Origin of the sequence: Citrobacter sp. L55, assembly GCF_002850715.1 — a bacterium.
In the GTDB taxonomy this organism is placed as follows: Bacteria; Pseudomonadota; Gammaproteobacteria; order Enterobacterales; family Enterobacteriaceae; genus Citrobacter; species Citrobacter braakii.
Genome location: NZ_KZ559399.1, coordinates 349,806 through 371,466, shown reverse-complemented (window position 1 = coordinate 371,466; position 21,661 = coordinate 349,806). Strand labels below are relative to the sequence as shown.

Genomic DNA, 21,661 nt, shown 5'->3' with positions numbered 1-21,661 from the left:
CTGGTCGCAGTTATGAGCCAGGAGCAAGTATGACCATCAAAGTTATCGTCACCGATATGGACGGAACTTTTCTCGACGACGCCAAAAAATACGATCATGCACGTTTTATGGCGCAGTATCAGGAACTGAAAAAACGGGATATTGAATTTGTCGTGGCCAGCGGCAATCAGTATTACCAACTGATCTCCTTTTTCCCGGAACTCAAAGATGAGATCTCTTTTGTTGCCGAGAACGGGGCGTTAGTCTTTGAACATGGCAAACAGCTGTTTCACGGTGAGCTGACCCGCCACGAATCCCGCATTGTCATTGGCGAACTGCTCAAAGATACGCATCTCAACTTTGTGGCTTGCGGCCTGCAAAGCGCCTACGTTAGCGAAAATGCCCCCGAGTCCTTTGTCGCATTGATGTCAAAACACTACCATCGCCTGAAACCCGTGAAGGATTATCAGGACATCGATGATGTGCTGTTCAAGTTCTCGCTGAATTTACCGGACCAACAAATCCCATTAGTGATCGATCACCTTCATTCTGCCCTTGACGGTATAATGAAGCCCGTCACCAGCGGCTTTGGGTTTATCGACCTGATCATTCCTGGTTTGCATAAAGCCAACGGAATCAGCCGTCTGCTAAAGCGCTGGAACCTGTCCCCGCAAAACGTGGTCGCCATTGGCGATAGCGGCAATGACGCAGAAATGCTGAAAATGGCGCGCTACTCTTTCGCCATGGCCAACGCGGCAGAGAGTATCAAATCGATTGCCCGCTATCAGACCGACGACAATAACCATCAGGGCGCGCTGAACGTGATTCAGGCGGTGCTGGATAACACTTCCCCTTTTAATTGCTAATCCTGCCCAACCGGGGTATCCCCTTGCCCCGGTTTCCACGCTTTTTCATGTTTCTCACACCATCAAATTTTAAACTTGCGTTAACTAAATTTTAACTTATATTATCACCTGTAAGTTAAACAAGTTTCGAATGAAAGTTAATGCGAGGTGGATATGGCTTTTACTTTTACCAGCGACACGTTGCCCACCGATCACAAAGCGGCAATCCGGCAGATGAAAAAGCAATTGCGTGAACAGCTTGGAGATGTTCAGTCGATTTTCAATCAGTTGAGCGAGGCCATTGCTAATCGCGTGGCGGAAATCAACGCCCTCAAAGCGCAAGGCTCTCCGGTATGGCCTGTGTTGTCCTATGCGGATATCAAGGCGGGTCGCGTGAGCGCTGAGCAGCGTGAAGAAATTAAGCGTCGCGGATGCGCGGTCATTAAAGGCCATTTCTCTCGCGAACAAGCCCTCGATTGGGATAGGTCAATGCTGGACTATCTGGACCGCAACCATTTTGACGACGTTTACCAAGGACCGGGCGATAATTTCTTTGGTACCCTGAGCGCGTCGCGACCTGAAATCTACCCCATCTACTGGTCCCAGGCGCAGATGCAGGCCCGTCAGAGTGAAGAAATGGCAAATGCGCAGTCATTTCTCAACCGTCTTTGGACATTTGCAGGCGAAGGTAAGCAATGGTTTAACCCGGATGTCAGCGTTATCTACCCCGACCGCATACGCCGTCGTCCACCGGGAACGACATCCAAAGGGCTGGGCGCGCATACGGATTCCGGCGCGCTGGAACGCTGGCTTCTGCCGGCATATCAGCAGGTCTTTGCTAATGTTTTCAATGGTAAGCTGGAAGATTACGACCCGTGGCAGGCCGCGCATCGCACTGAAGTAGAAGAGTACACGGTGGATAACACCACCAAATGTTCAGTATTCCGTACCTTCCAGGGCTGGACTGCTCTCTCTGATATGCTGCCAGGTCAGGGGTTGTTGCACGTGGTCCCTATCCCTGAAGCGATGGCCTGGGTACTGTTACGTCCATTGCTTGACGATGTGCCGGAAGATGAACTTTGCGGCGTTGCGCCCGGCAGAGTTCTGCCGATTTCTGCGCAATGGCATCCGCTGCTGATTGAAGCGTTAACCAGCATTCCGCAACTGGACGCCGGAGACTCCGTCTGGTGGCATTGCGATGTGATCCACTCCGTCGCGCCGGTAGAAAATCAGCAGGGTTGGGGCAACGTGATGTACATCCCTGCCGCACCGATGTGCGAAAAGAATCTGGCCTACGCCCATAAAGTGAAGGCCGCGCTGGAAAAAGGCGTATCGCCGGGTGATTTCCCACGCGAGGATTATGAAACTCACTGGGAAGGACGCTTCACGCTGGATGATTTGAATATCCATGGCAAGCGTGCGCTGGGGATTATTTAATCTATAACTTACACAAGTTTCCCTAAGTATTTCGCGTTACAGGAAGGCGGCCAGCCTGTAAATCCCCGCAAGCTTACACAAGTAAGTGACCGGGGTGTACAGGTGCAGCCAACACACCTGTAACACGAAAGACGACGGGAAAATTATTCGACGCCCTTGCTACGCAGGTAATCTTCGTAGTTACCGGTGAAGTCGATTACGCGTTCCGGCGTAATTTCAATCACGCGGGTTGCCAACGAACTGACGAACTCACGGTCGTGAGAAACGAAGATCAGCGTGCCCTGGTACATTTCCAGCGCCATGTTCAGCGATTCGATAGATTCCATATCCAGGTGGTTGGTCGGTTCATCCATTACCAGGATATTCGGTTTCTGCATCATCAGCTTACCGAACAGCATGCGTCCTTTTTCACCACCGGACAGCACTTTAGCAGGTTTCTTGATATCGTCCTGGCTGAACAGCAAGCGACCAAGGAAGCTACGTACTACCTGCTCATCATCGCCTTCCTGTTTCCACTGACTCATCCACTCGAAGACCGTCAGATCGTTTTCGAATTCGTACTCGTGATCCTGCGCGTAGTAACCAACCTGGGCGTTTTCAGACCATTTCACGGTACCGTTATCCGGCTGTAATTCGCCGACCAGCGTCTTCAGCATGGTTGATTTACCCACGCCGTTGGCACCCAGAATGGCAATTTTCTCACCGACTTCCAGCAGCAGGTTAAAGTTCTTAAATAACGGACCTTCATCAAACCCTTTCGTCAGCGCTTCCACTTCCAGCGCGTTACGGAACAGTTTCTTATCCTGTTCGAAGCGGATGAACGGGTTCTGACGGCTGGACGCCTTCACTTCGTCAAGCTTGATCTTATCAATCTGACGCGCACGAGAAGTCGCCTGACGAGATTTAGATGCGTTGGCGCTAAAGCGGCTGACGAAGGATTGCAGATCGGCAATCTGCGCTTTCTTCTTGGCGTTATCGGCCAGCAGACGTTCACGCGCCTGGGTTGCCGCCGTCATATATTCGTCGTAGTTACCCGGATAAACACGCAGTTCGCCGTAGTCCAGATCCGCCATGTGCGTACAGACCATGTTCAGGAAGTGACGGTCATGCGAAATGATGATCATGGTGCTGTCACGCTCGTTCAGCGTCTGCTCCAGCCAGCGGATGGTGTCGATATCCAGGTTGTTCGTTGGTTCGTCGAGCAGCAGAATGTCCGGGTTAGAGAACAGCGCCTGTGCCAGAAGCACACGCAGCTTCCAGCCGGGGGCTACTTCGCTCATCGGGCCATAATGCTGTTCTACCGGAATACCTACGCCCAGCAGCAATTCACCCGCACGCGCTTCCGCAGAGTAGCCGTCCATTTCGCCATACTGAACTTCAAGGTCAGCAACTTTATAGCCGTCTTCTTCGCTCATTTCGGCCAGGGCGTAAATGCGATCGCGCTCCTGCTTTACTTCCCACAGTTCACCGTGACCCATGATCACGGTGTCAAGCACGGTGAACTCTTCAAAGGCGAACTGATCCTGACGCAGCTTACCAATACGCTCGTTCGGATCGAGGGAAACGTTGCCCAGCGTCGGTTCGAGGTCGCCGCCGAGAATTTTCATAAAAGTGGATTTACCGCTACCGTTCGCGCCAATCAGGCCGTAACGGTTGCCGCCGCCAAATTTGACGGAAATATTTTCAAACAGCGGCTTACTGCCGAACTGCATGGTGACGTTGCTGGAAACTAACACTGGCGTATCCTGAAAGAGAAAGAAATATGTGACGAACCGCTTATTATGCCATAAGTCTGCAATAAGATCGCGCCTTGATGCTGAAGGGATAAAGTGAAAGCAAAAGGAAAAAAATGTGATTTAGTACACATCCGAATTCCTTGTTGCTCAGATTGCACATATAATGCGTGCCCAACACTACATAAATCTCAACCCACTAGCCTGCCTGGCACTGAATCTCGCATACATGAACATGAATATGAAATTAACAACGCTTTTCGCGGCGGCACTCGCAATAGTTGGTTTTTGTAACACCGCTTCTGCCGTCACGTACCCGCTGCCTACCGATGGCAGCCGTTTGATCGGCCAAAACCAGGTCATCACTATTCCTGAAGGCAACACCCAACCGCTGGAGTATTTTGCGGCGGAGTATCAGATGGGTCTGTCTAATATGCTGGAAGCCAACCCGGGCGTGGATACCTTCCTGCCGAAGGGCGGCACCGTCCTGAACATACCTCAGCAATTGATCCTGCCGGATACCGTGCATGAAGGTATTGTTATTAACAGCGCTGAAATGCGTCTGTACTACTACCCGAAAGGCACCAACACCGTTATTGTTCTGCCGATCGGTATTGGCCAGTTGGGCAAAGACACGCCAATCAACTGGACCACCAAAGTAGAACGTAAAAAAGCGGGCCCAACCTGGACGCCAACGGCAAAAATGCATGCGGAATACCGCGCTGCGGGCGAACCACTGCCAGCTGTTGTTCCGGCAGGTCCGGATAACCCGATGGGCCTGTACGCGCTGTATATCGGTCGCCTGTACGCCATCCACGGCACCAATGCTAACTTCGGCGTCGGCTTACGCGTCAGCCACGGTTGCGTGCGTCTGCGTAACGACGACATCAAATTCCTGTTTGAAAATGTACCGGTCGGCACCCGCGTACAGTTTATCGATGAGCCGGTAAAAGCCACGACTGAACCAGACGGCAGCCGTTACATCGAGGTACACAACCCACTGTCTACCACTGAAGCACAGTTCGAAGGCGGGGAAATCGTACCGATTACGCTGAACAAGAGCATTACCAGCATCACCGGTCAGTCTGACGTCGATCAGGCCGTCGTTGAGCAGGCGGTACAGAACCGTTCAGGTATGCCGGTTCGTCTGAACTAAGCATCAAAACTGCCCTTTCGCCTTATCGGGCCTACTTAACCTGTAGGCCCGATAAGCGCCAGCCCCATCGGGCACAATCCTTACATCACCTGCAATAAACCATACCCTACCAGCGCCGCCCATATCAGCATCGGCACCGAATACCAATGAAAACGCCACCAGATCCGTCGATCGTTTGCCATCCGTAAAGCAATAAGATTCGCCAGCGATCCCGGCAACAACCCAAAACCGCCCACATTGACCGCCCAGGCCAGCAGCAGCGTTGGCGGGACGTAGTTCAGCAGCAAAATCGTGCTGGGAACATTACTGATAAACTGCGACAGGCCAATGGCCGTCAACCAAAGCCCCGGCGCTGAAAGCGTGCCAATCTGGTGGGTAATCTCCTGCAAGGCCGGGAGTTGCGTCAGCAAGTGCACATCAATGAACATCGCCATAAACACCAACAGCAGCGTCCAATCCACGCTGAGGATCACGCGGCGAGCCAGCACCATGAATCCTACCGCGACGATCGCCAGGCCCCACAGCTCTTGTTTTAACTCCAGTGCCACCAGGAAAATGATATACAGCCCCAGACAGCTCCACACCAGGCGCGGTTGCCAGTCAGGTGCGCGCGTACCGGTATGATAATGCAATGCTTTATGCGGGAAACTCAACCAGCACAGCACCACCAGCGTCAGCATCATGGTCCCCGCAAGCGGCGCCATCTGCCAGGTAAACGCGGTAAACGATAAGCCGGAGCGTCCCCACATCAGAATGTTTTGCGGATTACCTATTGGCGTGAGCAACGATCCGGCGTTTACCGCCAGCGCCTCAAAGATAATCAGGCGATTTACAGGAATGGCGCACAATTTTTTCAGGGTGATCGTCAGCGGAACAACAATAAACAGCGCAACATCGTTGGTCAGAAACGTCGACAGCAGCGCCGCCGCCAGCACCATAAATATCGCCAATTGACGTTCGGTGTTAAAGCGCCGGGTCATCTTGCGCCCTAACACATCGAAGTAACCGCTTAGCTCCACGCCTTTGGTCAGTAACATCAGGCCGCTAAGTGTAATAATCGTGTGCCAGTCTATCGCCCCCGGCCACGACCTTGGCGTAAATGGCACGAACAGGCTCAGTACAACCCCGACGATGATTAACAGCTGAAAAAAGCGATCGCGCTGTAAGGCGCGTAGTAAAGGAAAACTCATTCAGAGCCTGTGCCTTGCTGTTGCGTAAACCGGCTAAAAGCCTCCAGCGTTTCCTTACTGACGTGATGCTCCATTCCCTCCGCGTCGCGACGGGCAATTTCCGGGCTGATACCTAACATCAGCAGGAAGTTCTCCACAATCTGGTGACGCTCCCGACTCTCCTGAGCCAGTCGCTCACCCTCTGCGGTTAAAAAAACGCCCCGCCAGGGGATCATTTCAATCAACCCAACTGAAGCAAGACGCTTAAGCATTTTAGCAACCGTCGGCTGGGAAACCCCAAGCCGTGCGGCCATATCGACCTGGCGCGCTTCACCCACCTCAATAATGAGATCGGAAATCAGCTCTACGTAGTCATCAATCAGCTCACGGCGATGTGCCTCCCGGACCTGACGAAATCCTTCAACGTGTTCTTCGACATTCACCAATTGCGTCACTTTTTTTGTTGTTGGCATACCTGCGCGACGACTCATTCTGCTTCCTCGTTACTGTGACGCGTTAACGGCATCTGATTAGAGAACGCTCATTGTAAACCAGAGTTGCGTGGGCACAAAAAATTAACGTTTTAGCAATAGCTATATAATATAGCCTGTGCTATATCTGTATATAATAAAGACATCCCTCAAGGACTGATGGGATCGTGAAGTCAGGAGGTTTATATGAATGAATTTAAGAGGTGTATACGCGTGTTTAGCCACTCTCCCTTTAAAGTACGGTTAATGCTGATCTCTATGCTGTGCGACATGATTAACAGCAAACCAGAGCAGGATAAACCTGCAGATAAATAATGCGGCGTCGCGGCACGCCGCTTTATTTTCCTGCCGTAACTCGGATACGGTGATCGTTTTCGTGCCAATAACCCTTCTTTTTGTCAGTTTTGCCACGCCCCTCGCAAAACAATTTCTTAGTAGTAGTTGACCTTCTCTTGCACACACTCTATCTTTTCGCAGCCCTGCATATATTGCGGCTCGCGGATGCGGACCCTATCCCCCTTCTCGCTCTCTCAGGCAGGCAATGACCCTTAGCGCCAGGGTAAGCACATGGCGTTTTTGTAACAGTGGCATATGAATTTAACCCTCAAAGATTCAATCATTGCTCGTAGCCGGGCGATTAGTCCGTGGACTGGCCTCTATTTCTTACAGTCTCTGCTGATCAACCTTGCGCTGGGCTATCCGCTTAGCCTGCTCTATAGCGTTGCTTTCACCTGTATATTGATGCTGCTGTGGCGCAGCGCGCCGCGTGCGCAGAAAGTGCTGATTGGCATTTGCTCGCTGGTAGCGGCAATGTACTTCCCGTTTGGCCAGGCTTACGGTTCGCCGAACTTCAATACCTTGCTGGCGCTGCACTCAACCAATATGGAAGAGTCTACTGAAATCCTGACCATCTTCCCCTGGTACAGTTATCTGGTTGGGGTGTTTATTTTCGCCCTCGGTGTTATCGCCGTACGCCGTAAAAAAGAGGTGCAGCAGCGTAGCTGGAATAAGTTCGACAGCATTTGTTTGCTGTTCAGCGTTGTCGCGTTTTTTGTTACCCCGGTGCAAAACCTGGCCTGGGGCGGCGTGTTCAAGCTGAAAGACACCGGCTATCCGGTTTTCCGCTTTGCCAAGGACGTTATCGTTAATAACAACGAAGTGCTCGACGAACAAGAGCGTATGGCGAAGCTGGCGAGCGTGAAAGACAGCTGGACGGTAACCGCCGTGAAGCCGAAGTATCATACCTACGTGGTGGTCATCGGCGAAAGCGCCCGCCGCGATGCGTTAGGTGCTTTTGGCGGTCACTGGGATAACACCCCGTTTGCCAGTTCCGTTAACGGCTACATCTTCGCGGATTACATCGCGGCAAGCGGTTCGACACAAAAATCACTCGGCCTGACGCTAAATCGGGTGGTCGACAATAAACCCCAGTTCCAGGATAACTTTGTCACTCTGGCCAACCGCGCGGGATTCCTGACGTGGTGGTTCTCCAATCAGGGACAGATTGGTGAATACGATACGGCCATCGCCAGCATTGCGAAGCGAGCTGATGAAGTTCAGTTCCTCAAAAGCGGTGATTTCGAAGCGGATAAAAATACCCGTGACGAAGCGTTGTTGAAGATGACCGCCCAGGTGCTGGCAACCGAGCGCACTCAGCCACAGCTTATCGTGCTGCATTTAATGGGCTCGCATCCGCAGGCCTGCGACCGTACGCAGGGTAAATACGAGACTTTCGTCCAGTCGAAAGAGACATCTTGCTATCTGTACACCATGACGCAGACGGATGACCTGCTGCGCCAGCTTTACGATCAGTTACGTAACAGCGGTAACAGCTTCTCGATGGTCTATTTCTCCGATCATGGCCTCGCGTTTAAAGAGCGGGGGAAAGAGGTGCAGTACCTGGCGCATGACGATCAATTCCAGCAGAATTTCCAGGTACCATTTATGGTGCTGTCGAGCGATGATAAAGCGCACCGGGTGATTAAAGCCCGTCGCTCCGCCAATGATTTCCTCAGCTTTTTCTCGCAGTGGACGGGGATAAGCGCGAAGGAAATCACCAACAGCTATCGCTTTATTTCAGAGAAAAAGGCTGGCCCGGTGTACATCACCAACTTCAAATTGCAGAAGGTGGACTACAACCATCTGGGTACCGACATCTTTGAGACCAAATCTCGTTAATCTCTGAGTTGCGCACAAAAAAAATCCGCCCCGAGAGGCGGATTTTTTGTATCACCGAAGTGATTAGAAGCGGTAACCCACGCCAGCGATCCAGGTGCCAACGTCAACGCTACGAATACGGCTCTGCTCGTAGGAGAAGTCCAGAGCAACGTTTTCGATCGGGTTGAACTGCAGACCAGCACCGTAAGAGAAACCGTAGTCACTGGTGGTGTGGTTATCAGCCGGGGATGCTGCGTTCTGGAATTTACCGTAGCCAACACCCACTACACCGTAGATGCTTGCCCAGTCGTTCAGACGGTAAGCCGGGCCAGCAGTGATGCCGTAGTACTGGGTTTTGTTGTAGTCGCCAGACGCATCGGTACGATCTTTTTCAGTGTAAGTGAAGGAACCGATAACACCCAGCGGGTTGCTGTCCTGCTCGTAGCGATACTTCAGGTTAAAACCGTTCATTTTGTTCGCTGCGCCCTGAGCATCGCTCTGAGCGTAACCACCGGTAACGGTAGAAGTCGCAGCTACAGCAGTACCTGCGGAGAAAGCCAGAACAGCGGCCAGTGCTGAAAGACATGCAATTTTTTTCATAACCACCTCAAATGTGCTTCAAGTAAATCCTAAGTTTTAAATATACCAAAAATTGATGGGAAACTCTTTGCGATTCGCGATGTCTAACGGGGTCTTTCATGTAACAGAACGTTTCAGAAACCCGCTATCTCTTTCAATTAACATCACTTTTCTAACCTAAAATGCCATTATTGCGCGCACAATATGGCACATTCATCCAGAATATTCCTAATCACACAGATTATTAATCCATCACTTTCATGCCATTGTACGGAACTGAGCAATTTTTTTTTCAACGAATACTCAACCAGCGGTGCGTATTTCCATTACACTCGCTGTTTTACTTTTCTATACATCACGTCATCCGTGTCGTAGCAAATTTGCAACGTCACGCAGATGAAGGCGTGTACTTATCATTTGACAGGAGAAAGGATGCCGGGGTCGTCACGTAAAGCGCCAGTCTGGTTGCCTATTTTGGTTTTGCTTATTGCTATGTCCTCCATTCAAAGCGGAGCATCTCTGGCAAAATCGCTATTCCCACTCGTCGGTGCGCCGGGCGTTACCGCATTGCGCCTTGCGCTGGGCACCCTCATCCTTATTGCCTTCTTTAAACCCTGGCGTTTGCGATTCGCCAAAGAACAACGCCTGCCGCTGCTGTTTTATGGTCTGTCTCTGGGCGGGATGAACTATCTCTTCTACCTGTCAATCCAGACCGTCCCGCTGGGAATTGCCGTAGCGCTGGAGTTCACCGGCCCGCTCGCGGTAGCGCTGTTTTCATCCCGACGTCCGGTGGATTTCATTTGGGTTGCACTGGCTGTACTCGGACTATGGTTCCTGCTGCCGTTAGGTCAGGACGTTTCTCACGTGGATTTAACCGGCGCTGCGCTGGCGCTGGGCGCTGGCGCCTGCTGGGCAATCTATATCCTTACCGGGCAGCGAGCCGGCGCGGAACATGGTCCGGCGACCGTTGCGGTAGGGTCATTAATTGCGGCGCTGATTTTTGTACCCATCGGCGCGCTCCAGGCCGGGGATGCCTTGTGGCACTGGTCCATTCTACCGTTAGGCCTGGCCATTGCGGTCCTCTCCACTGCGCTTCCCTACTCGCTGGAGATGATTGCGTTGACGCGGCTACCAACACGCACTTTTGGTACTCTGATGAGTATGGAACCTGCACTGGCTGCGGTTTCAGGAATGATCTTCCTCGGTGAAACGCTGACGCTTGTCCAGACGCTCGCTCTGGGCGCCATTATTGTCGCATCAATGGGATCGACGCTCACTATTCGCAAAGAACCGCAAATTAAGCAAGTTGACGTGAATTAACCACTTAATATTCTGCATGGTTTGCATAATCATGCAGAATATCCAATTGTAAATCTGCGTGATAATTATTCTAATAAATATAATTTTCTCATCTGCATATTTCTTGAAATTTTTACATTAACATAAAAATAACACACCCCCATTAATAACCATAGTATCTATATGATTTTATTAGTTATTTCATATCCACCCATCTCTTTGCTATTAAAGTGATAGGTAACACCAGAAAAATAAATCCAAAATTCACGCTAACTTATTCCCGTTGAAGAGCTGGGACATAATTATCAAGAGGATATGAAAATATGAGTACCGCAAAACTGGTAAAAACAAAAGCATCTGCCCTCCTTTATACCCGCAACGATGTAACAGATAGCGAAAAGAAAGCGACCGTAGAGCTGCTGAATCAGCAAGTGATCCAGTTCATCGACCTGTCTTTGATCACCAAACAGGCTCACTGGAACATGCGCGGCGCGAACTTCATTGCTGTGCATGAAATGCTCGATGGCTTCCGTACTGCCCTGACCGACCACCTCGATACCATGGCTGAGCGCGCCGTACAGTTAGGCGGTGTGGCATTGGGTACCACCCAGGTTATTAACAGCAAAACGCCTCTGAAAAGCTATCCGCTGGATATCCATAGCGTACAGGACCACTTAAAAGAGCTGGCCGATCGTTATGCCGTCGTCGCTAACAGCGTCCGTAAAGCCATTAGCGAAGCAAAAGACGAAGATACAGCAGATATCTTCACCGCCGCTTCACGCGACCTCGACAAATTCCTGTGGTTTATCGAAGCCAACATTGAATAACAGCAGACATAAGAATTACCTATATAACCCTCGCCCTGACGGGGGTTTTGCACATCTATGGTGCATGACATTGATCGTTCGTCACTCCAAAGTAAATTATTTGTAATAATCACTTCACACAATCGTTAACGAAAGATTGTTTTATCAACAATTTTTACGCTAAATAGTCATACCGTTTGCACTGTGTCAGGTACGCACCAAATGAGTGCCCCAAAATAGTGCAGATTACCCACTTTGCCCTACTTATTGTGCAGAGAAACGAGACACCCTCTTGTTAAAACAATGAGTTGCAAAACTGGCACGATTTTTTCATTAAGCCATATGTTCTCGCAGGGGATCGCCCCGTGGATAAAAAAGGAAATCCTATGAAGTCTGTATTAAAAGTCTCACTGGCTGCACTTACCCTGGCTTTTGCGGTGTCCTCCCATGCCGCAGATAAGAAACTGGTTGTCGCAACCGACACCGCATTTGTACCGTTCGAATTCAAACAGGGTGACAAATACGTTGGTTTTGATGTGGATCTGTGGGCTGCCGTGGCCAAAGAACTGAAGCTGGATTATGAACTGAAACCAATGGATTTCAGCGGCATCATCCCGGCTCTGCAAACCAAGAATATCGACCTGGCGCTGGCGGGTATCACCATCACTGATGAGCGTAAAAAAGCGATCGACTTCTCTGACGGCTACTACAAAAGCGGTCTGTTAGTGATGGTCAAAGCGAATAATAACGACGTGAAAAGCGTGAAAGATCTGGATGGTAAAGTCGTCGCTGTGAAGAGCGGCACGGGTTCCGTTGATTACGCGAAAGCTAACATCAAAACCAAAGATCTGCGTCAGTTCCCGAATATCGATAACGCATATATGGAACTGGGCACCAACCGCGCAGACGCCGTGCTGCACGACACGCCAAACATTCTTTACTTCATCAAAACCGCTGGCAACGGTCAGTTCAAAGCTGTAGGCGAATCCCTGGAAGCCCAGCAGTACGGTATCGCCTTCCCGAAAGGCAGCGATGAACTGCGTGAGAAAGTGAACGGCGCGCTGAAAACGCTGAAAGAGAACGGCACATACAACGAAATCTACAAAAAATGGTTCGGTACCGAACCTAAATAACAAGAACGTTCTGTAACGCCCGGTAGCGCCAGCGCCGCCGGGCCTGCAATTTTGAGTCATCGCGTTATGGCTCATTACTTTTCTCACCACGGTAACAGGAACGAAATATGCAGTTTGACTGGAGTGCCATCTGGCCCGCCATCCCGCTTTTGATTGAAGGCGCCAAAATGACCCTGTGGATCTCGGTCCTCGGTCTGGCAGGCGGTCTGATAATCGGGCTTGCAGCAGGGTTTGCGCGTACTTTCGGCGGTTGGATAGCCAACCACGTAGCGCTGGTGTTTATCGAAGTCATTCGCGGTACGCCAATCGTTGTGCAGGTGATGTTTATTTACTTTGCCCTGCCAATGGCATTTAACGATTTACGCATTGATCCCTTTAGCGCCGCCGTTGTCACCATCATGATCAACTCCGGCGCCTATATTGCGGAAATCACCCGCGGCGCGGTGCTCTCAATCCATAAAGGATTCAGCGAAGCCGGACTGGCGCTTGGGCTTTCACGTACAGAGACTATCCGCCACGTTATTTTACCTCTCGCGCTGCGTCGTATGCTGCCACCGCTGGGCAACCAGTGGATCATCAGCATTAAAGATACCTCGCTGTTTATTGTCATTGGCGTCGCTGAACTGACCCGTCAGGGCCAGGAAATCATTGCCGGTAACTTCCGCGCACTGGAAATCTGGAGCGCCGTTGCGGTGTTCTATCTGATCATTACGCTGGTGCTGAGCTTCATTCTGCGTCGTCTGGAAAGAAGGATGAAAATCCTGTGATTGAATTTAAAAACGTTTCTAAGCACTTTGGCCCAACCCAGGTGCTGCACAATATTGACCTGAACATTCAGCAGGGCGAAGTGGTGGTAATTATCGGGCCATCCGGGTCCGGCAAATCAACCCTGCTGCGCTGCATTAACAAACTGGAAGAGATAACCTCTGGCGATCTGATCGTCGACGGTCTGAAGGTAAACGATCCAAAGGTAGACGAGCGGTTAATCCGCCAGGAAGCCGGGATGGTGTTTCAGCAGTTCTACCTGTTCCCGCATCTGACGGCGCTGGAAAACGTCATGTTCGGACCGCAGCGCGTACGCGGGGCGAATAAAGAACAGGCCGAGAAACTGGCTAAAGAGCTGCTGGCGAAAGTAGGTCTGGCCGAGCGTGCGCATCACTACCCTTCTGAACTGTCTGGCGGTCAACAGCAGCGTGTGGCGATCGCCCGTGCGCTGGCGGTGAAGCCTAAAATGATGCTGTTTGATGAGCCAACCTCAGCGCTGGACCCGGAACTGCGCCACGAAGTTCTGAAAGTTATGCAGGATCTGGCGGAGGAAGGGATGACCATGGTCATTGTGACCCACGAAATCGGCTTTGCCGAAAAAGTGGCTTCACGCCTGATTTTCATCGATAAGGGACGTATTGCCGAAGACGGTAATCCGCAGGCCCTGATTGAAAATCCGCCCAGCCAACGTTTACAGGAATTCTTGCAGCACGTTTCCTGATAGCTCTCCCTCCCTTCGCCTGAAGGGAGGTTTTTCACCAGAATCCTCTCATTTCATTTCTCCCCCGCCCTGACATCTATACTTATCCTTTTGAATTTATTTTCTCATGGGAGGAGTCATGCGCTGGATCCTGTTCATCTTTGTTTGTCTGGTGAGTCTCCCGACTCAGGCGGTGACGATACCTGGCGTCACTACGCCAACGTCAACCAACGCGCAAACCGCGCCGGCGAAAGAGCCGGATGTTGAACAGAAGAAAGCGGCCTACGGCGCACTGGCTGATGTGCTGGAAAATGACGCCTCGCGCCAGGAACTGATCGGTCAGTTACGCAAAGTGGCGACAGCGCCCCCTGCCGAGCCGGTGCCAACCATTGTTCCGCCCACGTTAACGGAAGAAAAAACAGTGCTGGAAAACGTCACGGATGTCACCCGCCACTACGGTGAGGCGCTCTCCAGCCGCTTTGCTCAGCTTTACCGCAATATTACCGATGCACCACACAAGACCTTCAACCCGCAAACGTTCACCAATGCCCTGACCCATTTTTTAATGCTGGCGGCGTCAGTGTTCGGTTTTTTCTGGCTGCTTCGCCTGTGCGCGCTGCCGCTGTATCGCAAAATGGGGCAATGGGCACGACGGAAAAACCGCGAACGCAGCAACTGGCTCCAGCTTCCGGCGATGATCATCGGCGCATTCATTATCGATTTGCTTCTGCTGGCGCTGACTTTGTTTGTCGGGCAGATACTGAGCGACAGAATGAACGCCGGTAGCCGCACTATCGCCTTTCAGCAAAGTCTGTTTCTCAATGCCTTTGCGCTGATTGAGTTCTTCAAAGCCATTCTGCGCCTGATATTTTGCCCAACGGTGGCCGAACTGCGCCCGTTTAACATTCAGGATGCCGGTGCGCGCTACTGGAATCGCCGTTTAAGTTCATTGAGCAGCCTGATTGGATACGGACTTATCGTTGCCGTGCCCATTATCTCGAATCAGGTCAACGTGCAGGTCGGCGCGATGGCCAACGTCATCATCATGCTCTGTATCACGCTATGGGCGCTGTACCTGATTTTCAGAAACAAGAAAGAGATAACGCAGCATTTGCTGAATCTGGCGGAAAGATCGTTAGCGTTTTTCAGCCTGTTTATCCGCGCCTTTGCGCTGGTATGGCATTGGCTGGCCAGCGCCTACTTCATTGTGCTGTTTTTCTTCTCGCTGTTTGATCCTGGCAACAGCCTGAAATTCATGATGGGCGCTACGCTGCGCAGCCTGGTGATCATTGGAATCGCCGCTTTTGTTTCCGGTATGCTTTCCCGCTGGATAGCCAAGACCATTACCCTTTCTCCACACACCCAGCGCAGCTATCCGGAATTACAAAAACGGTTGAATGGCTGGCTGTCGACGGCGTTAAGCGTGGCCAGGATCCTGACGGTGTGCGTCGCGGTAATGCTGCTACTGAATGCCTGGGGATTGTTCGACTTCTGGAACTGGCTGCATTACGGCGCAGGAGAAAAAACGGTGGATATCCTGATCCGTATCGCGCTGATTTTATTCTTCTCCGCCATCGGCTGGACGATCCTTGCCAGCCTGATTGAAAATCGTCTGGCTTCCGATATTCACGGCCGTCCGCTCCCCAGCGCCCGTACCCGCACCCTGCTGACGCTGTTTCGCAACGCGCTGGCGGTGTCATCAGCACGATCACCATCATGATTGTGCTATCCGAAATTGGCGTCAATATCGCGCCCTTACTGGCCGGGGCCGGGGCGCTGGGGCTGGCTATCTCTTTCGGCTCGCAAACGCTGGTAAAAGATATTATTACCGGGATCTTTATTCAGTTCGAAAATGGCATGAACACAGGTGACCTGGTGACTATCGGCCCACTCACCGGTACGGTTGAACGGATGTCCATCCGCTCTGTGGGCGTCCGTCAGGACACCGGGGCGTACCATATCATTCCCTGGTCATCGATAACGACCTTCGCCAACTTTGTGCGCGGGATTGGATCGGTCGTCGCCAATTACGACGTAGACCGCCATGAGGATGCGGATAAAGCGAATCAGGCGTTGAAAGACGCTGTGGCTGCAGTGATGGAACAGGACGATATTCGCGGGCTGATTATTGGCGAGCCGTCGTTTGCCGGGATTGTGGGGTTAACCAATACGGCCTTCACGCTACGGGTCTCATTTACCACATTACCGCTGAAACAGTGGACGGTACGTTTCGCGCTCGACAGCCAGGTGAAGAAATACTTCGATCTGGCCAACGTACGCGCGCCGGTACAGACCTATCAGGTCTTGCCTGCACCGGTGAATGGCCCTGCGTCGGCAGCAAGCGAACCGCTGCCGCCAACCGAGCCAACGCTTTAGCGTTTACGCGCCATAAAACGGCGACGCTGATCGTTATCCATAAAGGTCCAGGCAATAAAGCGACTCTGCTTTTGCCCCTGGGCCATCTCTTTCTTAACCACTTTCACCGCACCCGCATCCGTTAACGCGTGGTACAGCGGAGGCAAATTCTCACCGCGCGAAACCAGCGTGGTGAACCACATCACCTGACGGCCAAAGGCCTGGCTTTCGGCGATCATTTTTTTGATGAACGCCACTTCACCGCCTTCACACCACAGCTCCTGCTGCTGCCCGCCAAAGTTCAGCGCATCATCTTTATCCTGCCCCAGATTACGACGTTTGCGCTCGCTTCCGGCGCGGGCTGAAGCCGCAGAATCATGGAAAGGCGGGTTACACAATGTGGCTTCATATTGCTCATTCTTGTGAATGATACCGTTGAAGATTGCCGTAGCATCTTTCTGGCGACGCAGACGAATAGCACGGGTTAACCCCGGATTGGCGTTTACGATCGCCTGAGCGCTGTTAAACGCTTCGCTACTGGTCTCACTACCGGTGAATCGCCAGCCGTATTCATGCACGCCGATCAGCGGATAAATACAGTTTGCCCCAACTCCCACGTCCAGCACGCTCGCATTTGCCGGAATGGTTCCGCTGGTTTCACCTAACAGGTCGGCCAGATGGTGAATGTAGTCAGCGCGACCAGGAACCGGCGGGCACAGAAAACCGTCTGGAATATCCCAGTTTTTCACCGCATAAAAATGCGCCAGCAGTGCTTTATTGAGCGCCTTCACTGCCTGCGGATTCGCGAAATCAACACTCTGCTCGCCGCCTGGCGTGAGGGTGAGAAATTGCGTCAACTCGGGTGTAACCTGGCATAAAGTCGCAAGATCATAACGGCCATTGTGGCGGTTGCGTGGGTGTAATCCCGGTTTCTGGGGGGGCATAGCATTCTCCTTTTAACAGCGGCGTAAGATACCCGCATAACGCCACGCGGTAAACACACAGCAAGGAAATTTGCTTTTTTTATACCTATTTGATGGCTTGCTGGTTGTTCAAAAAACAGACACCTCATCACCAGTTTTTTGCGGTAAATGTCATCCGCTGACGGCCTAAACTTATCAGGCACGACCTGTTGTTTCTCAGAGGATATCACCATGAAGAAATGCCTCACATTCCTTGCCGCTACCGTACTGACCGGCATGACATTTGCGTCCTTTGCTGCACAGCCCTACACCAGCCCTCAAACCGGCCAGCTACAAGCTTCCGGCACTGTTTTCGCTACCGGAGCCTCTAACCTGAGCGATCTCGAAGACAAGCTGGCAGAGAAAGCGAAAGAGCAAGGCGCAAAAGGCTTTGTCGTCAATTCTGCGGGCGGTAAAAACCAGATGTACGGCAGCGCAACTATCTATAAGTAGTCCCTCACCTTAGCCCAACTGCATTCACCCCGAATGCAGTTTGCTACCTGCTGTTCACGTCGTTCACCGCTCAAATTGTAATCATCGTGTAGCAATTTTGAATCCAATGTAAATAAATGTATTTATTTTTGAATTAATGAATGCTAAAACGTCGCACTGATTAGTAATGCTTATCAAAATCATTATCAATTACACATTCACTCCCGCGAGGCCTGCAGGGTATAACATCCACAGAGATGTCCCTTCGCGCGAGTGAAACCGTCTACTCAAAAAATAATAAGTCACTCACTAACATGGATAAAAATCGCAATTTGCCTGCCAGTAGTTTTCATTCACTGACTTTTTTTGCCGGTCTGTGTATTGGCCTGTCTCCGGTAGCTCAGGCTGTCGCCGCGGGCGATCAAGATAAAAAACAAGAAGATACGCTGGTTGTTGAAGCTGCCAAACCTTCGCTATACGCCCCAACGCAGTCTGCCGACCCTAAGTTCTCCCGCCCGGTAGCGGATACAACCCGCACCATGACAGTGATTTCTGAGCAGGTGATTAAGGATCAAGGTGCAACCAATCTGACCGATGCGCTGAAAAACGTACCGGGCGTTGGCGCGTTTTTCGCCGGTGAGAACGGTAACTCCACCACCGGTGACGCGGTTTACATGCGTGGTGCGGATACCTCGAACAGTATTTATATCGACGGTATTCGTGATATTGGCAGCGTTACGCGCGACACTTTCAATACCGAACAGGTTGAAGTGATCAAAGGTCCCTCCGGCACCGACTATGGCCGTAGCGCGCCAACGGGCTCCATCAATATGATCAGCAAACAGCCGCGCACCGACTCAGGGATCGATGCCTCGGCCAGCGTCGGTAGCGCCTGGTTCCGCCGTGGTACGCTGGACATTAACCAGGTCATCGGCGAGACCACCGCTGCACGGTTAAACCTGATGGGTGAAAAAACGCATGATGCCGGTCGCGATAACGTTAAGAATGAACGTTATGGTGTGGCCCCCTCCCTCGCCTTTGGCTTAGGCACTGAGAACCGACTGTATCTGAACTATCTGCATGTCACCCAGCACAACACCCCGGATGGCGGTGTCCCCACCATCGGTCTGCCGGGATATTCCGCGCCTTCCGCGGGGACAGCTGCACTGAATCAGTCAGGAAAAGTGGATACGCATAACTTCTACGGTACCAACTCGGATTACGACGATTCAACGACCGATACCGCAACGATGCGTTTTGAACATGACCTGAGCGACAGCACCACTATTCGCAACACCACCCGCTGGTCACGCATTAAGCAGGATTATCTGATGACGGCGGTGATGGGTGGCGCGACTAACATCACTCAACCCACCAGCAGCGTCGACACCTGGACCTGGTCACGCCTGGCAAATACCAAAGATGTCAGCAATAAGATCCTGACCAACCAGACCAACCTGACCTCAAAATTTTACACGGGATCCATCGGTCACGACATCAGCACCGGCGTGGAGCTAACGCGTGAAACGCAAACCAACTATGGTGTAAACCCGATCACTCCGCCGTCGGTAAATATCTATCACCCCAACAGCAATGTGAATATCGGCGGATTGTCTCGTAACGGCGCTAATGCTAACGGGCAAACCGATACCTTCGGTGTATACGCGTTTGATACGCTACAGATTACCCGTGAGTTTGAACTAAACGGTGGTATTCGCCTCGACAATTACCGCACGGAATATGACAGCGCCACCGCTTGCGGCGCTTCTGGTCGCGGCGCGGTCGCGTGTCCGACAGGCGCGGCGAAAGGTTCTCCGGTCACCACCGTGGATACTGCCAAATCAGGCAATCTGGTGAACTGGAAAGCGGGCGCGCTGTATCACCTGACCGATAACGGTAACGTTTACATTAACTACGCTGTTTCTCAGCAACCGCCAGGCGGCAGCAACTTTGCCCTCGCTCAGGGCGGAAGCGGTAACAGTGCGAACCGTACCGATTTCAAACCACAGAAAGCAAAAACCAGCGAGATCGGCACCAAATGGGAGGTGCTGGATAAGCGCCTGCTGTTAACTGCCGCGATTTTCCGTACGGATATTGAGAACGAAGTTGAGCAGAACGACGACGGCACATATTCCCAGTACGGGGAGAAGCGCGTTGAAGGTTACGAACTCTCGGTAGCAGGGAACATCACTCCCGCATGGCAGGTTATTGGGGGTTACACCCAGCAGCGCGCGACGATCCACAGCGGCAAAAACGTTGCTCAGGATGGTTCTTCATCCCTGCCGTATACGCCAGAACATGCGTTCACGCTGTGGAACCAGTATCAGGCTACCGATGATATCTCTGTTGGCGCAGGCGCTCGCTACGTGGGCAGTATGCATCGCGGTTCCGACGGGGCCGTGGGTACGCCATCCTACACCGAAGGTTACTGGGTCGCCGACGCGAAACTGGGTTATCGCGTGAATCGCAATCTCGATTTCCAGTTGAACGTCTATAACCTGTTCGACACCGATTATGTATCCTCCATTAACAAGAGCGGATACCGTTACCATCCGGGTGAGCCAAGAACCTTCCTGCTCACGGCAAATATGCATTTCTGATCTTTTACGTGGGGCGTAAGCCCCACTTTCAGGAGAAACACTGATGATGTATCACATTCCCGGCATTCTGTCGGCGCAGGATGTCGCCTGGTTTCGCGAACAACTGGACGCTGCCGACTGGGTTGATGGACGCGCAACCACCGGCGCTCAGGGTGCGCAGGTTAAAAACAACCAGCAGGTGGATACGCAAAGTGAGCGTTACGGCGTTTTACAACAGGCGGTACAAAACGCGGTGAACAACAGCGCGTTATTCTTCACCGCTGCATTACCGAAAACGCTCTCCACACCGCTGTTCAATCGCTACCAGGACAACGAGACCTACGGTTTTCACGTTGACGGCGCGGTGCGTAGTCATCCGGAAAACGGCTGGATGCGCACAGATCTTTCCGCCACCTTATTCCTGAGTAATCCCGACGATTATGAGGGAGGAGAGCTGCTGGTCAATGACACCTACGGCCAGCATGCGGTAAAACTTCCGGCAGGCGATCTGGTACTTTATCCTTCCAGCAGCCTGCACTGCGTTACGCCAGTGACCCGTGGTGTTCGGGTGGCGTCCTTTATGTGGATCCAGTCGATGATCCGGGACGATAAAAATCGCGCCATGCTTTTTGAGCTGGATAAAAACATCCAGTCCCTGAAGACTCGTCATGGGGAGAGTAGCGAGATCCTGTCGCTTCTCAATCTCTACCATAACCTGCTGCGCGAATGGTCTGAAATCTGATACCGCTGACGCGTGGTCGTTTTTCAGCCATCACATTCGCTATACTTATTCTGTAGACATCAGCAGGAGGTAGGTATGGCATCCGGATGGGCAAATGACGACGCTGTTAACGAACAGATCAACAATACTATTGAAGATGCTGTTGCCCGCGCCCGCGGTGAGTTACCGACGGGGGAAAGTCTGTATGAATGCGAAGAATGTGGTAATCCAATCCCTCAGGCCAGACGGGAGGCCGTGCCCGGCGTACGCTTGTGCATCACATGCCAGCAGGATAAAGATTCACATAGCGCAGCATTTTCAGGATATAATCGCAGAGGTTCGAAAGACAGCCAGCTACGTTGA

Annotated in this window: 19 protein-coding genes and 1 pseudogene; 15 read left to right on the top strand and 5 right to left on the bottom strand. The window is 51.9% G+C overall.

Translation table 11 applies throughout. The features are described from left to right. Positions 1–29: 29 nt before the first annotated feature. Entirely contained in the window at positions 30–845 is an 816-nt protein-coding gene (locus B9P82_RS01810) for a Cof-type HAD-IIB family hydrolase (RefSeq protein WP_016156075.1), read from the top strand. Between the two features lie 153 nt (positions 846–998). Next, the gene (locus B9P82_RS01805; RefSeq protein ID WP_019076358.1) at positions 999–2,261 is read left to right on the top strand and encodes a DUF1479 domain-containing protein; all 1,263 of its coding nucleotides are present in this window, start codon (positions 999–1,001) and stop codon (positions 2,259–2,261) included. Between the two features lie 143 nt (positions 2,262–2,404). Here B9P82_RS01805 and B9P82_RS01800 read toward each other — a convergent pair whose 3' ends face one another. Beyond that, on the bottom strand, positions 2,405–3,997 hold the full coding sequence (locus B9P82_RS01800) for an ABC-F family ATPase (protein ID WP_016156073.1): 1,593 nt from the start codon (positions 3,995–3,997) through the stop codon (positions 2,405–2,407). Positions 3,998–4,229: 232 nt separating this feature from the next. On the opposite strand from B9P82_RS01800, the gene ldtB reads away from it, so the two are divergent. Next, positions 4,230–5,150 carry a L,D-transpeptidase gene (ldtB, locus tag B9P82_RS01795; RefSeq protein ID WP_003035268.1) on the top strand — a complete coding sequence of 307 codons (921 nt, stop codon included), beginning with the start codon at positions 4,230–4,232 and terminating at the stop codon, positions 5,148–5,150. Between the two features lie 80 nt (positions 5,151–5,230). On the opposite strand, the gene B9P82_RS01790 is transcribed toward ldtB, so the two are convergent. Further along, positions 5,231–6,340: an anion transporter gene (locus tag B9P82_RS01790; RefSeq protein WP_101699861.1), complete on the bottom strand. Its 1,110-nt coding sequence runs from the start codon at positions 6,338–6,340 to the stop codon at positions 5,231–5,233. Beyond that, positions 6,337–6,810 carry a manganese-binding transcriptional regulator MntR gene (gene mntR / locus B9P82_RS01785; RefSeq protein ID WP_003831586.1) on the bottom strand — a complete coding sequence of 158 codons (474 nt, stop codon included), beginning with the start codon at positions 6,808–6,810 and terminating at the stop codon, positions 6,337–6,339. Before mntR ends, B9P82_RS01790 begins: the two co-directional genes overlap by 4 nt. Positions 6,811–6,996: 186 nt before the next feature. Between mntR and mntS the strand changes: the two genes are divergently transcribed. Together mntS and B9P82_RS01775 are read left to right on the top strand one after the other, a co-directional pair. Further along, a complete protein-coding gene (mntS, locus tag B9P82_RS01780; RefSeq protein WP_016152374.1) occupies positions 6,997–7,125 on the top strand; it encodes a manganase accumulation protein MntS in 129 nt (42 codons plus the stop codon). 276 nt (positions 7,126–7,401) lie between these two features. After that, on the top strand, positions 7,402–8,988 hold the full coding sequence (locus B9P82_RS01775) for a phosphoethanolamine transferase (RefSeq protein ID WP_101699860.1): 1,587 nt from the start codon (positions 7,402–7,404) through the stop codon (positions 8,986–8,988). Positions 8,989–9,051: 63 nt separating this feature from the next. Here the strand turns inward: B9P82_RS01775 and ompX are convergent, their stop codons facing one another. Beyond that, positions 9,052–9,567 carry an outer membrane protein OmpX gene (gene ompX, locus B9P82_RS01770; RefSeq protein ID WP_016152372.1) on the bottom strand — a complete coding sequence of 172 codons (516 nt, stop codon included), beginning with the start codon at positions 9,565–9,567 and terminating at the stop codon, positions 9,052–9,054. A gap of 411 nt (positions 9,568–9,978) precedes the next feature. On the opposite strand from ompX, the gene rhtA reads away from it, so the two are divergent. From rhtA to ybiO, 6 genes and pseudogenes are all read left to right on the top strand, one after another. Continuing rightward, the gene (gene rhtA, locus B9P82_RS01765; protein ID WP_016156069.1) at positions 9,979–10,866 is read left to right on the top strand and encodes a threonine/homoserine exporter RhtA; all 888 of its coding nucleotides are present in this window, start codon (positions 9,979–9,981) and stop codon (positions 10,864–10,866) included. Positions 10,867–11,168: 302 nt separating this feature from the next. Beyond that, on the top strand, positions 11,169–11,672 hold the full coding sequence (gene dps / locus B9P82_RS01760; RefSeq protein WP_006685362.1) for a DNA starvation/stationary phase protection protein Dps: 504 nt from the start codon (positions 11,169–11,171) through the stop codon (positions 11,670–11,672). 365 nt (positions 11,673–12,037) lie between these two features. Next, the gene (glnH, locus tag B9P82_RS01755) at positions 12,038–12,784 is read left to right on the top strand and encodes a glutamine ABC transporter substrate-binding protein GlnH (protein ID WP_016152370.1); all 747 of its coding nucleotides are present in this window, start codon (positions 12,038–12,040) and stop codon (positions 12,782–12,784) included. A 107-nt stretch (positions 12,785–12,891) separates the two neighbouring features. Continuing rightward, positions 12,892–13,551: a glutamine ABC transporter permease GlnP gene (gene glnP, locus B9P82_RS01750; RefSeq protein ID WP_003035248.1), complete on the top strand. Its 660-nt coding sequence runs from the start codon at positions 12,892–12,894 to the stop codon at positions 13,549–13,551. Next, a complete protein-coding gene (glnQ, locus tag B9P82_RS01745) occupies positions 13,548–14,270 on the top strand; it encodes a glutamine ABC transporter ATP-binding protein GlnQ (RefSeq protein WP_003035246.1) in 723 nt (240 codons plus the stop codon). Before glnP ends, glnQ begins: the two co-directional genes overlap by 4 nt. 118 nt (positions 14,271–14,388) lie before the next feature. After that, a pseudogene (ybiO, locus tag B9P82_RS01740) lies at positions 14,389–16,625 on the top strand (mechanosensitive channel protein). On the opposite strand, the gene rlmF reads toward ybiO, so the two are convergent. Beyond that, positions 16,622–17,548, bottom strand: coding sequence for a 23S rRNA (adenine(1618)-N(6))-methyltransferase RlmF (rlmF, locus tag B9P82_RS01735; protein WP_047359435.1), 927 nt, complete (start codon positions 17,546–17,548; stop codon positions 16,622–16,624). The pseudogene ybiO and the gene rlmF sit on opposite strands and share 4 nt — an antisense overlap. Positions 17,549–17,758: 210 nt before the next feature. Between rlmF and mcbA the strand changes: the two genes are divergently transcribed. The 4 genes from mcbA (at position 17,759) to B9P82_RS01715 (ending at position 21,661) form a co-directional block, all read left to right on the top strand. After that, positions 17,759–18,019 (top strand): DUF1471 family periplasmic protein McbA, encoded by a 261-nt coding sequence (gene mcbA, locus B9P82_RS01730; protein WP_016152367.1) that lies wholly within the window; start codon positions 17,759–17,761, stop codon positions 18,017–18,019. A gap of 293 nt (positions 18,020–18,312) precedes the next feature. Continuing rightward, positions 18,313–20,598, top strand: a complete 2,286-nt coding sequence (locus B9P82_RS01725; RefSeq protein WP_101700006.1) for a catecholate siderophore receptor Fiu — start codon at positions 18,313–18,315, stop codon at positions 20,596–20,598. Between the two features lie 43 nt (positions 20,599–20,641). After that, positions 20,642–21,319, top strand: a complete 678-nt coding sequence (gene ybiX, locus B9P82_RS01720) for a PKHD-type hydroxylase YbiX (protein WP_101699859.1) — start codon at positions 20,642–20,644, stop codon at positions 21,317–21,319. A gap of 75 nt (positions 21,320–21,394) precedes the next feature. After that, positions 21,395–21,661 (top strand): DksA/TraR family C4-type zinc finger protein, encoded by a 267-nt coding sequence (locus B9P82_RS01715; protein ID WP_003035233.1) that lies wholly within the window; start codon positions 21,395–21,397, stop codon positions 21,659–21,661.